We start from the raw sequence: 13,094 nt of genomic DNA, 5'->3' as shown, positions 1-13,094 counted from the left end.
GTAGGACAAGATCCGTCCTCTCCGCACTGGCGCGAAGACTGAAGTATTCGTGCCAGAGACCGCGCAAAAGCGGCTATTGTCCGGTAAGCGACCTCTCTGTGCAGCTTGTCAGCTCAAGCCTGCCACAAAGAACGGTGCGAGCGCGGCGTCGATGTGTTTCGTCTCAGCCCCACGAGGAGCCCGAGCGGCTCGTGAAAGCTCAGCATCCGAATATAATCACGCCGACCACCCCTTAGAGGAGTGATGGTTCGGCGCAGAGGTTAGTCTGTAGTCAGTCGAAGCGTTAGCCGGGCCATGAATCTTGCTGGCCGAGTTACAAAATGTATGATGTTGGCTGCTACGACGTGGGGGCCTTTGCCTCGTTCACTCAGGACAAAGTAGCGCCGAACGTCACCATGCAAGCGCCTCGCCTTTGTAGTTCTGGAAGTCACCACTGGTGGCAGGCGTGAGCTCGGCGATGCGGCGCATAAGTGCGCGCGCGCTCTCTTCCGGCGAGATGGAGGTAGAGGACGCAAGGGCAGCTGCACCCGCAGTTTCAGTCCGAACGTAACCTGGGTGAAGTATGCCCACTAGTACGCCCTCGCTCGCCCAGTCACGCGAAAGCGCGCGCATGCCGTTGTTGAGCGCCGCCTTCGAAGCTCGAAAGGCGTACCTATGTCGGGCGTCCGGAAGATCGGCGCTTGTGGAACCCCATCTGCTGCTGATCGCCACCAACTTCTTCTCGCTTCCGCGCCTGAGATTCTCGTATAAGGCTTGCGCGAGCAGCATTGGGCCGAGGGCGTTGACGCGCAGCGTGGTTATCCAGCCTTCGCAGTCAATGCGGGTGGGCGACTGATCCTTCGGGCCCACGATCGCCGCATTGTTAATGAGAATGTCGATCGGTTCATCACCGAGCGTGCATTTAATGGACGCGATTGAGGCTTCGCTACCTAGGTCGAGCTCGACAATTCGCATGCGCCCCGACAAAGATGCGGCAAGTTTCTTCAATGCGTCGGCCGTGGCTGGGTTGCGACAGCAGGCGATTACGTTTGCCCCATCGGCCGCGTATTCCTTTGTGAGTGCAAATCCGAGCCCCCGGTTCGAGCCTGTGATTAGAACTGTTGTCATCTAACGAACGCCTCTATAACTGTGGTGCTTACGGCCAACGCAGCACGCACTGCTCTTTTCAGATCCTAGCGACGCCCAGTGCAAAAGCTGCTCAAAAATCAGTAGAAATTAAAGGAATTCGTTGTTCAGTGCGCGCGTTGTGCTGAATTGCTGCGGATGAGCACAATTGCGGATCCTGAGAACTATGTTTGCAGTTCGCCTTGAACGGAACTCCGACTTGCGAGGGGGCCTCATGGAGAAATGAGCCACGTCTTCGGCGCGCGCGTACTCCGTTTGGCCGTTGCATGCTGTACATGACAAGCGTTGAGCGTCGGTCGGTCCTTTCCACGTCGCGTCGCTTGGGACGCGCGCGCCCACCTCCTTTCAAGGACAAACTGGGGAAGTGAATTTTGCTTAGGACGGGCACACAGGGTAAGGTAAAGAAGTGCGTGTGCAGCAAATCCAACTGGCAAATACGATTGCGAGGTGAATTTCTATTCCGGTGCGAGCGATGCGCGGCACTTCATTCAAGTAATTCGATATTGCAGAAATGTGAATTTCGGGCAGCAGTAAATGGAACGACTAGACGGAATCGGCGAACGAATATCGTTCTGGAGCTTCTGAAACATCCAGCCTGAGGACGAGTCGGCGCCCGCATCGTGCAGCGCCGATAGTACTCGTTGGTCGCACCTCGACGTGCTCGTGGCTGCAGATGGGACGGCACGCATACAAAGGGGGCATATTGAGAAGGCCTCCGGTGGGCATACCAGAGGCCTTCTTGGAGGTTTAACTTAGACTTGGAGCCGCTTTCTTTCTCCTTCTACCAGTTAGACAGAGATCACCAGTTCCGCTGAGCGCGCAGCAACAAGACCAGGCTGTTCTGATCCTTCAGCTCATAAGCAGCAGCAGGCTTAGCGATGCCTGACTGAAGCGGCAGCGTCACGGTGCTTCCACTCGCGTATTTCTGGTCAAGCATGACGTAAGCGATGTCAGCCGAGAACGCGAGATTCTTAACCGGGGTCCAGCGCGTTACGAGACCAACAGCCGAATAGTTGAAGTCCGGGTTGCAGCCGGCCAGGCCGCTCGAGAGTGCGAGCGTCGTGACGAATGCACCGCAGATGTACCCCTTGGCCGTATTGTTGTAGCGGACTGCAGCCCAACCACCATAGATCGCGCTACTCCAATTTGGATTCCAGTTGTGGGTGTAGGCGCCATTGAAGCCGTAAGTTGTGGTCAACTGCTGACCGGCGCCGGCGACAAAGACAGAGTCAGACACACCAGCGAGTCCGACGCTCTGATAGGCACCCGGCACGCCCGTCCCACCGTACATGGCGTAAGTGAGGGACGTATAAGGATGGAAATTGTAAGCGCTTGCGCCGTTTGTGTAGACGCCCTGTACGTTGATCGTGTCACCTGCCCCGGTCGGGATGTTCTTAATCGACAACGCCAGTTGAGTAGCCCATCCCCACTTGTCGCTCGGATGACCGGTCGTTTCATCAGCACCATAATAAGCAGCGTGGTTATCATGAGCGGCGACCGACGCCTGGAAAAGACCCCAGGCCTGATCAACTCGAAGCTGGGCGACGAGGTCAGGAGCTCGCGAACCGCCGATGTCACCCGCACCGTACGCACCCGCGGCGAGACCCGTCGCCGTCGCGCCACTCACATTCCAAATATTGGTCGTAGAGCGGGTGACCTGATTTTCGGCCGAGAAGGAGGCAGTGATTCCTTGCCCGAAATCAGCAGTATAGGCGAACTGGTCAACAGCCTCCCACCCGCCGCCGCCCGGCAGTTGGTCGAAGCCGTTTCCGGGATAGTTGGTCCAGGGTGAGGAGAACTGCGACTGCGCCCTGCCCATCGTGAAACCTGCAAACTGCAGGAATGCGTAATAGACACCGAGCGAACCACCAGCAACTGTGCCGCTTCCGCTACCCGCTGGATTATTTCCGTTGTACGCGGTCGCGCCGTTGATCGCGGTTGTACCCGTGCCCCCATAGCCGCCCGCAGACCACGTGAACACCGTCTCGGCATACGTACGAAGCACGCCGTATTCGGTCGCAGTGCGCGTATCGACGTTGAAATCAATACGCGATTGACTGCTGTAGTAGTTGCTGAGGCGGTTGTGCGCACCCCCAAGGCCGTTGCCGGCACCATAGAACACAGATTGCGTACCGAACGCGACGTTGGCGCGAATATAACCACCCAGCTTGATGCATGTATCCGAGCCCGGGATGTAGTAGAAGCCGGCGCCATACAGCGAGCAGATCTTCACATACTCGATAGCCCTGGCCTTTACTGGAAGATCGGCGCCCTGCGCCCCGGCACCCGCAAATGCGGCCGCAGAAGCGAGCAAAAGACTTCTGGTCAACTTCATCGATTAACCTCCAAGTTGGAAACCTCGTTTCCGTCCTTCAAAGATCCGCTACTGCTGGCCTCACCCGCCGGGCGGGGCGCTTGACGGAACGACTTCGAGGACCCCCTCGCGTCGAGACCAAGGTCTAGTTTGTGAACGCAATTGCTGCAATTAATTAATTGACGTAATCGATATTTCGGCCAGCGATGTCACAATTGAGCAACACACCATTCGCTGCAACAAAAAAGAACCTCCGGGGGGCATCCCAGAGGTTCCACTTGGAGGTTGAGCATGATCGTCGGACGAACCCTCAAACGATCTGAGGCCGATTACTAACAGTAATCAATTGTATAAGTCAATTTTTTATTTCATGACCTCTATGCCTGATATGTTCTTTTGGAGACGGCTGATCGCAGATAGGTGTGTCTCCTATGTATGAAGATCACAGAGCGCTTATCGGACGCGCCGTGGTCGGAAGGACCGAAAATGGCCGAACAAGATCATCTCGATAGAGCTGCCAGGGAATTCATCTGGAACATTGTCGAGATCCACTCCCAACTGGAGGCAATACACAAGGGCTGGGCCGAGAAGTTAGGACTGTCAGAACCCCAGTGGCTGATCCTGATGGCGATTGACGAGCTTGATCAAGGTCGCGGCGTCCCGGGAATTGCGGTTGCGAATAAGCTACGCATCCATCCTGCTTTCGTAACGAACCAAACCAAAAAGCTCGAAGCCTTGGATCTACTTACGCGCATAACATCCCCCGAGGATGCTAGATTCCTGCAGATATCACTGACTCAGAAAGCACGGGGTGAAATAGAGAGGTTGTCCAGCGAGCGACAAGCTCTTAACGCGACGATATTTGGCGGCTTGGATGCGGAGTCGCTAGCCTACCTCAACAAACGGCTGACTTCGATCGCCAAGAGCAGCCGGCTGGCGTCACAAAAGCTGAGCATGGGCATTTTGTGAGGCAACGATTCGATTCATCGCCTATGAACCGACAGCCGATTGGACGCTCTCCGAACCCGTCGAGATCTTAGAACCCTACCGCAGCCGATGCGAAAGTGTCGGCACCAAGCCGTATCAGAATAGGAAAATTTCGAGTTGTAGAACGCGTTTGATTAATAGCGGCATCTTCGATCGAGCTGGCTATCTGGTTTCCAAGAAAATTGTTCGAGCCACCCTCTGTCCGCGAACACCTTTCGCCACCCCTTAAAGCAAGCTCCCGGCGGCGCTTGCGTGCTTCAGCGACAATGACGAGCAAACGGACTGCCCTGTGAGCTTTCGCTCCAGCCAGCCGAAAATGCAATCATCGGACGTCACGAAGTTCTCGATGTCGCCAGCCGGCGTTCGCGTCGTCCGCGGTAGAAGCAACTCCAGATCAATGCATGCCGCGGCGCAGTCAGCTCGCAGATTCAACGCCTCCGGTACGCTGACAGTGCCTTCCCCGCCGGCCACGACCAGAATTGGGCACCTCAACTGTCGCACCAAACTGGAGCGAGCGGCCAATTCCACCTCTCCATCGATCTGACTAGCGGTACCCGTTAACCACCTGATCGATGCAAGATTCCGTCCCCAATTCCAGAGGCCGCCATCGCAGACCGCCGCACTAATGCGTCGGTCAGAAGCAGCGAAACTTGTCGCTAGAGCCGCACATAGCCCGTCTCCATAAACGCCAATCCGAGTCGCATCAATCTCGGGCCGAAGTGAAAGGAAGTCCAAGCAACAAGACAGTAAGAAATTCGATTCGCCGCGCCAGCGGTCCGGGATGTCGTCGTGAGAAACAACGAGAACCGAGATCGCTCGATTAACCACAACCGGCAATAGCCTCCCAAGGAGTGCTGCTGCTGTTTCGTCTTCCCTGCTGATGCAGATCACTGCCGGAGTGGAGTGGTGAGGGCCAGCAAGGAAGTAGAGCGCAGGAAGTTCGATTTGATCGTCGCATAAAATCCGCACTTGCTCGAGCTTCTGCTCCAGAGTCCCGAACTGCTGAAGGCTGCCCTCGACCTTGGCCAAAACATCTTCACGCGCGAGATCGCTGCCATGGAATAACCGCTTGGCAACCTCAAACGCGGTCAGCGCGCATAACCAGGCTTCTACCGCTTCGGAGAAGGCTCCGTTTTTGAGATTGAGATCGCCAACAAGGCGATGAGCCTCTCCAATATCTGCCCATCGAGCGCCCCAGCTCCGCTGACCGAAGGTCCCGGGCTTGCTTTCCAGATCATCCAAGAAGACCTCGGCGTCCCGCCGCGTGGACGCAAGATCGCCTCTTACATGAGGCCATGCAGCGCACAGCATCAAATCGCCCCTTGGTTCGGATCCTCCGATCCGCTCAGAGTCGGTTCTTGACTGGAGCCGCCATGTTCGGTAACTCGGCTCTCCCAGCTTCGCCTAAACTCGACCCGCTGCAAACATTAAGAGACACAGCGGGCCGAAGTTCTCTGATGTGCATCCCTGGATCGCCGAAATCCTGCTCGGATCGAAGCATAATGCAGCTTACCGGCTGTCTGGCGCAACAGAGGCAAGGTAGAGATAACCTAACTTTAGAGCCGACTACACGGGCATCGCTCGCAAAAGCCTTCTGCTGATGGGCGTCTCGATAGGTCGGGTAACGTCAGCTTGAGGCGGCAGGCCGGCTAAAGAGCTTGATTGCGTTTCGCCTCCATTTGTTTGAGCATCAAGCGCAGAATTTCGGCCAGATCAGCCGCAATTTGGCGGAATCCCTTCCCGAGGCGAGGCTATTCTTTTGGGATGACATTGCATCCCACTCAATCTCTTGGAATTCTGACCCTCGAACGCGGCGTTCCGGACGGTGCCAAGCCGCCAGCGCCACCTCCTGGCTCAATGCTGAATCCGGGGACTTTCGATTTTCCGGTCATCTGCGAAACGGTCTCGGGAGCGTGGGTAGAGAACGTGGTGCCTGGCGCCCCAGGACTGGAGCCCGCTTTCGTCGCCGCCGCTCGGCGCCTTGTACACCGCGGCGCTATTGCAATAAGCTCGACCTGCGGCTTCTCCCTCCGGCACCAACCGGCGGTGGCAGCCGCGGTGGATGTGCCTGTCGTCCTGTCGAGCCTGCTGCTTTTGCCAGCGTTGCTGCGCCAGCTTCCGCTAACAGCCAAAATCGCTGTTCTGAGCTACGATTCGACGCATTGCGGTGAAGACCTGCTTGGTGTCGATGATCCAATGCAACGAGATAGGATTGTGGTCGGAGGCATTGAGGGAGGCAAGTTCTGGCACGACGAACTCAAGCGCCCTGCCCCACCAGTTGATGTCGCCGCCATCGAGGCAGATGTCACTGCTTGCGTATTGCGCCTGCGCGCAGCGCATCCTGAGATAGCGGCCATTCTCCTCGAATGTGCGGGGTTTCCGATGGCTGCGCCCGCGATCCGCCGTATGGCTAGGTTGCCTGTCTACGACATTACAGACGTTTGCCGGATAACGATGGCGTCCGTAGCCTGAATGCGCCTTTTACCTGCAAAGGCGCATTGGCCCAACGATGGCAGAGGCATGTCACAATATTGCATTCTATTGAAGATCTCCTGCAGGCGCGGATGCGAAGAGCGCTCCAGGCGTTCTAAATGCGCAACTATTCTTCGTTTGCCGGATCGTTGGCATACACAATGATCTCGGCTCGATGACGGCGTCACACAGACTAGTCCCAGGGCCACAATACCAATGCTTGTCCTTCTTCTGCTTGTCCTTCGTCTCTAAACAGCCGCTGCTATGAGCTTGTGAGCCACATAGAGGATTTTGCGGCGGATGTGAGCTGTCAATTTAGCCCTCCAACATGGAAAGCCTTCACCTCAAGGTACTCATCCATTCCGTATTTCGAGCCTTCTCGGCCGATCCCAGAATGCTTCACGCCGCCGAATGGAGCAACTTCCGTCGAAATCATGCCGGTGTTCAGTCCGACCATCCCAAACTCGAGCTGCTCGGCCACACGCCAAGAGCGCGAAACATCACGGGTGAAGAAGTACGCGGCTAGGCCGTAGGTGGTGGAGTTCGCGAATTCGATCGCCTCCGTCTCCTCGCCAAACCGAAACAGCGGTGCCACTGGTCCAAAGGTCTCCTCATGAGCGAGCTGCATCGTGGCGTTCGCACTGGAGAGCACGCTCGGAGATGCGAACAGACCATTGTTGGCCTTGGCTCTGCCGACCAACAATTGAGCACCTTTGCCAAGCGCGTCTTCGACATGTCGTTCAATCTTGCGTAATCCGGCTTCGTTGATCATCGGCCCGATCGACACTCCCTCGTCAAGGCCATTGCCAACCGCAAGCTGAGAGACTTCCGCCGCGAGACGATCGGCGACTTTATCGTAGATCGAATCCTGCACCAGGATTCGGTTTGCACACACGCAAGTCTGGCCACCATTACGGAACTTGCTAGCCATAATGCCGGCGATCGCCAGATCCAAATCAGCATCGTCAAAGACGATGAAGGGTGCATTGCCCCCGAGCTCCAAGCTTACACGCTTCACGGTGTCTGCGCATTGCCTCATCAAGAGCTGTCCGACGCGGGTCGAACCTGTGAACGACACCTTGCGTACCCGAGGATTCGAGGTGAGCTCGCCCCCGACGACTTCGGGTAGCCCAGTCAATACGTTGAATATACCGCGAGGAAAGCCGGCTCGCTCCGCAAGCACTGCCAGCGCCAACGCCGAAAGTGGCGTCAGTTCGGAAGGTTTGACAATGATTGTGCAGCCCGCGGCAAGCGCTGGTGCGCACTTGCGGGTAATCATTGCATTCGGAAAATTCCAAGGGGTAATAGCGGCTGCCACCCCGACAGGCTCTTTCAGAGCAAGAATCCTGCGATCCATAGCAGGGGCAGGAATAATGTCGCCATAAACACGGCGGGCCTCTTCAGCGAACCATTTGACGAAGCTAGCGCCATAGCGGATTTCGGAACGCGCCTCAGCTAGCGGCTTACCCTGCTCGAGCGTCATGATCACCGCCAGATCTTCAAGATTGGCAAGCATCAGATCGTGCCAGCGCTCAAGGTATTCCGCGCGCTCGCGCCCGGACAAAGCGCGCCAAGACGCGAAGGCACTCTGCGCGACTTCAATCGCTTGTCGGGTCTCCGGGATACCCAAGGCTGCGACCGAAGCAATATCCTCGCCGGTTGCAGGGTTTGTAACGGCCATAGTGGCAGCATCACTTGCGCCAATCCATTCGCCGCCAACGAAAGCTGAACTCCTGAGAAGCGATGGATCTCGGAGGAGTTGACACGGACGGTCGAAATGCGATTGGACGTTCATAATCGATCTCTCTCTTGCGCACGCGGCAGGATCGGCGCGAGCCGCAACTGGAAGCAACCCACGCCGCTGACGGGCAGACCTCCAACCGGAGCACGTCGGCAGGGACCGCCATTTTGCTCGCCCCGAGAAAGACCATATAGACCGCAAGCGACGCAAAAACGCCGCGTGATCGACCAACCGCACGATGAAACTCTGCAATCCCAGCCTCCATTTCACCGATTTTGGACATATTCGGGAAAGCGGCGCGACCCGAATAGGTTAACGCTCTGCTGTTAGGAGGCAGCGCAGCGTAAAACGAAGGTACCGCCGTTTGTATCCCGATCGTCTTGCTGTGAGCGAACGGCGGCTCGCTTAAGAGGATGTGTACAATGGTTGCCGCAAATTATTAGAACCGCGCGAGCTGCCGATCTACGCGATAGCGCAACACTAGGAATTGGATGCGGCACCGGACTGACGCTGCTCAGTGAATGTCCAGCTTTCGCGCGACGGAGCGGCCGCGCGCTGGAAAAGACGCAAAGTCTTACGGTCTTAAGCTACCGATAGGTCGCACGTCCCCAACGCCGGTCGTTGTTGTGCATTGATCGGGAAGTTGAATTGAAGTTGAATTAATGCGCCGAACGTAATTGTTGAGCGTGAATTTGACTTGTCAAACGCGGAACTTGGTCTTTTTCATCTTTTATGAGCAGCTATTCTCATCTTTGTAGCTCGATCGGGAAGGACAATGCCGAATGAACTGGGGCACCAATAACCTTCTATCATATGACGAGCGCGAGGCTGTAATCGAGCTGCGCCACGATATGCATCGCGAGCCAGAGCTATCCAACGCCGAATGGAAAACACAGCACCGCACTCGAGACGTATTGACGCGATTCGGCCTCAGCGGGGCGAAGGCCTTCCACAACACAGGTCTCTACATCGATATCGAAGGAACTGCGTTTGGCCCGAGCCGGTCCATAGCCCTGCGTGGCGACATTGACGCTCTGCCCATTCAAGAGGCGCGCAATGATCTTCCCTATCGCTCGCAAGTAGATGGCGTCATGCATGCGTGCGGTCACGACGTGCACGGCTCGATCGCGCTTGGCACTGCGCTCGCCTTCCACCGGCTGCGCAACAACTTTTCCGGCAAGGTACGCGTCTTCTTTCAACCCGCCGAGGAAGCCGAGCCGCTCGGAGGGCGCACGGTAAAACAACAAAACCTGCTGGAAGGGTTTGACGGAGCCGTAGGCCTTCACGTTAGTCCCGACCTTCCTGCCGGCATATTCGGCGCCCGCGAAGGCGCGATAACCAAATCGGCAGATCAGTTTAAGCTCACGATCAACGGCAAAATGGCGCATGGCACTGCACCACACAGGGGCATCGACGCGATCGCCATCGCCGCCGCTTTCGTCAACGAAGTGCAGAAGGTGGTGTCGCGCGAGATGCCAGTTGACGACGGCCCTATCGTTACAGTCGGAACGATCCATGGTGGCATGGCGACCAACATCATCTGCCCATCGGTCGTCATGGAGGGGACAATCAGGACCCGAAGCCCGGACCGCCGAGAGCTGCTGTGCCAGCGTGTTCGCGAAGTAGCAGAAGGAGTTGCTGCGATGCACCGCGGCCGCGCCGAATGCATTATTCGAACAGGTGAGCCTCCGGTAGTCAACGATTCGGAGATGGTAAGGCGTTTTCAGGCACTTGTCGAAAGAACGATCGGGCATGAGGCGTTCACGAGCAAGAAGGAAGCAAACGGCAGCGACGATTTCGGCTTCTACTCGGCATGTGTCCCGTCCATTTACTTCTGGTTCGGCAACCGCGCACCAGGCAATGACTCACTTGTGCATACCCCTACGTTTTGCGTGTCCGATGAGCTCATTATCCCGACGACGGAACTTGCCGTAAGATACATCCTCGATCTGCTGAACGCGAAAGATCCTCCATGAATATCAGCTCCTCGAGCATCAATCCGAAAGGCAGCGATTTCCTGATGAGCCCCATCTGTTGCGTGCGCTTGCAGCGTCTAAGCTGCCCGAACCAAGCGCGCAAAGTTGTTGCGGGCCGAATCGCTAGCTACCGCTTCGTCGGACGATCTGTCTGGGTTGCGTGATGGACAAGTGATGTTGCTGACGTTCGTGCGGATATGGCACTTCCTGAGGCGAAACTCCCGATGAAGTCGATGTCTACCACTATCGGGGAGACGACACACTACACCGAGGTCAGCACTCACGGCGCTTCGCGCAAGCTCTTTCATACGGTAGTTGTCGATCCGCCGACGACGATTCTAGACTTCGAAGAATACGAGACGGCCAATTGCACGCTTCGCGACCTCAGTGCCCGCGCGGAGGTCGGCGACATGGACTCGCCTTGGCTTGGGCAGCACGAATCGGCTCAAAGTCCAGGAGCAGATAAAGCGGCGCGGGACCACGCTCAACCGTATGCCTATCTCGGATAACCAACCCAACGGAGGGAAACAATGACGTTGAACAAGGGACTACAGGCTTTCCCAAGGACGGAGTATATGCGTAGGCTTTCCGCCGTGAAGTCCGACATGGCGGAGCGCGAGGTTGATGCGCTTGTCGTGTTTCATGCCTCGAACATTGCTTATCTTGCGGGATACACCGCGCAGTCCGCGTATGTGCCTCAAGCGCTCGTAATTTCTGCCCACAAGGAGGAACCGACCTTCATCCTACGTCGCATGGACGCGCCCGCGGCGTTGCATCAGACATTTCTTGAGCACGGCTACGTGGTCGGATATGCGGAAAATCTAATCGGCAATCCCGAGAAGGACGGCTACGACGCGATCATCGATGGCATTCATGAGCTTGGTCTTGCAAATCGTAGCGTAGGGCTTGAACAGGCTGCTGACTTGCCGGCACGCGTGCTAGAGAAGTTCAAGAAGCGGCTTCCGAAAGCGAGAATTGTGGATTGCGACAAGACGGTGCACTGGATCCGCATGGTCAAGTCCGATCTCGAGCTAACGATAATGCGGGAAGCTGCCGCCATCAGCGATGCCGCAATCATGCGTGCCGCTGATGTGATCCGTCCTGGTGTACGGGAAGCTGACGCAATCGCCGAAATCATCGGCACGCTAGCGCGTGGCGCCAACGGTAAGGTCGGAACCGCGCTCGCACAGATTAGCCTGTGCTCCTCACCGCGAACCGGCACCGCGCATATTGCGTGGAGTGACGACGTCTTTCGCAACGGCTCGCAGATTAATCTTGAACTCGGCGGTAAGCGTCATGGCTACTGTGCGGGAATCATGCGGACTTTCTCGATCGGGGTCCCATCTGATCGTTTGCGTCGGGTACATGAGGCAGAGGTGGCAGGTCTTGAGGCCGCACTGAACACGGTCCGCCCCGGCGCGACGTGTAGCGACATCGCCAATGCCTTCAATCGCACGATCGAAGGATTTGGCCTCAAGAAGGAATCTCGCGCCGGCTATCCAATCGGTCTCAATTGGACTGAGCCTACCGCAAGCATCAAGGATGGAGATATGACACAGCTCAAACCGAACATGACTTTCCATCTGATGCTGGGTAACTGGATCGATGAGGATTTCGGGTATGCCATCAGCGAGACATTCCGCGTCACGGATTCTGGCGTCGAGGTACTCACGAGCGCGCCACGGAAACTGTTCCAGCTTTAGATAAACGTAATCACGACTTCTTCCGAGGTGGACCGTCAGAGGCCGCCTCGGCGGAGGCGCGCCGAGGTCCAATTCACCGCAGCCGCTGCTCAGTTTCGAAGTCAAGCAGGAACGTGACGAGTTGATCTGGCAAGCATTACACCGTTTTTGAACTTGAACTACACGATTATGCGAGACTCACTTGCAATTGCGAAGGCTTCCGAAGCACAGGATTCTCGAGCCGCAGCATATTGCTACGCAACCATCGCGGGCCGACGACATCTTGCGAGCGCGGCCTAAAAGACCCGCTTCGACGGCGCCAAATTCAATCATCGCGGGAAAGCGCATGTGCGGCGTTACTTGCCGCTCGGCAGTACAGCAGCCGAGCGAGCGATAGAGCCGTACGGAATGGGCTCTTCGGGGCCGATCAAGGAGTAGGATCTCACGGGCAAGCTTTGAAGGCGCGAACCGATTGGCTTGCGATGCCGCTTGCGAGAACGCGTAACCCTCGTGAGCTGCATGCCCTCGCGGACCGCTTCGGGTATTCGCCGCCGACGTGGGCACCGTTGAGTTGACCGTCGAATGCATCCACGGAGGTGGCTTGGAGGAAACGTGCTACTTTGGGGCAACTAACGCAGACTTTTAGCCCCTTCTCTATATTTATTGCGGATTTTGGGCGGATTCGACACTCTATCCTTGGGATACTTGGGCCTTATCGAGACTAGGGCTTCAACAGGTGCCAGACGACCAAGACAGTCGAAGCCTCGGACGAGGTCATTTACTGAAACGGCATGGCT

At 56.7% G+C, this 13,094-nt stretch carries 9 protein-coding genes; 5 read left to right on the top strand and 4 right to left on the bottom strand.

Annotated elements, in window-relative coordinates; genetic code table 11:
- Positions 1–390: 390 nt before the first annotated feature.
- Both ABIA40_RS01440 and ABIA40_RS01435 read right to left on the bottom strand, forming a co-directional pair.
- The gene (locus tag ABIA40_RS01440; RefSeq protein WP_404538453.1) at positions 391–1,107 is read right to left on the bottom strand and encodes an SDR family oxidoreductase; all 717 of its coding nucleotides are present in this window, start codon (positions 1,105–1,107) and stop codon (positions 391–393) included.
- Between the two features lie 817 nt (positions 1,108–1,924).
- Positions 1,925–3,460 (bottom strand): porin, encoded by a 1,536-nt coding sequence (locus tag ABIA40_RS01435; protein WP_404538450.1) that lies wholly within the window; start codon positions 3,458–3,460, stop codon positions 1,925–1,927.
- 465 nt (positions 3,461–3,925) lie between these two features.
- Between ABIA40_RS01435 and ABIA40_RS01430 the strand changes: the two genes are divergently transcribed.
- A complete protein-coding gene (locus ABIA40_RS01430) occupies positions 3,926–4,408 on the top strand; it encodes a MarR family winged helix-turn-helix transcriptional regulator (protein ID WP_404538447.1) in 483 nt (160 codons plus the stop codon).
- Between the two features lie 243 nt (positions 4,409–4,651).
- Here ABIA40_RS01430 and ABIA40_RS01425 read toward each other — a convergent pair whose 3' ends face one another.
- The gene (locus ABIA40_RS01425) at positions 4,652–5,668 is read right to left on the bottom strand and encodes an alpha/beta hydrolase family protein (RefSeq protein WP_404538444.1); all 1,017 of its coding nucleotides are present in this window, start codon (positions 5,666–5,668) and stop codon (positions 4,652–4,654) included.
- A gap of 816 nt (positions 5,669–6,484) precedes the next feature.
- Here ABIA40_RS01425 and ABIA40_RS01420 point away from each other — a divergent pair.
- On the top strand, positions 6,485–6,898 hold the full coding sequence (locus tag ABIA40_RS01420) for a hypothetical protein (protein WP_404538441.1): 414 nt from the start codon (positions 6,485–6,487) through the stop codon (positions 6,896–6,898).
- Between the two features lie 310 nt (positions 6,899–7,208).
- Here ABIA40_RS01420 and ABIA40_RS01415 read toward each other — a convergent pair whose 3' ends face one another.
- Positions 7,209–8,693, bottom strand: a complete 1,485-nt coding sequence (locus ABIA40_RS01415) for an NAD-dependent succinate-semialdehyde dehydrogenase (RefSeq protein WP_404538438.1) — start codon at positions 8,691–8,693, stop codon at positions 7,209–7,211.
- 728 nt (positions 8,694–9,421) lie between these two features.
- Here ABIA40_RS01415 and ABIA40_RS01410 point away from each other — a divergent pair.
- From ABIA40_RS01410 to ABIA40_RS01400, 3 genes are all read left to right on the top strand, one after another.
- Positions 9,422–10,615 (top strand): M20 family metallopeptidase, encoded by a 1,194-nt coding sequence (locus ABIA40_RS01410; RefSeq protein ID WP_404538435.1) that lies wholly within the window; start codon positions 9,422–9,424, stop codon positions 10,613–10,615.
- A 224-nt stretch (positions 10,616–10,839) separates the two neighbouring features.
- Positions 10,840–11,124, top strand: coding sequence for a hypothetical protein (locus ABIA40_RS01405; RefSeq protein ID WP_404538432.1), 285 nt, complete (start codon positions 10,840–10,842; stop codon positions 11,122–11,124).
- Between the two features lie 21 nt (positions 11,125–11,145).
- Positions 11,146–12,318 carry a M24 family metallopeptidase gene (locus tag ABIA40_RS01400; RefSeq protein ID WP_404538430.1) on the top strand — a complete coding sequence of 391 codons (1,173 nt, stop codon included), beginning with the start codon at positions 11,146–11,148 and terminating at the stop codon, positions 12,316–12,318.
- Positions 12,319–13,094: the final 776 nt, after the last annotated feature.

This window comes from Bradyrhizobium sp. USDA 223, assembly GCF_044909005.1.
GTDB lineage: Bacteria > Pseudomonadota > Alphaproteobacteria > Rhizobiales > Xanthobacteraceae > Bradyrhizobium > Bradyrhizobium yuanmingense.
The sequence above is the reverse complement of the archived record's forward strand: the minus strand, read 5'-3'. Positions and strand labels throughout refer to the sequence as shown.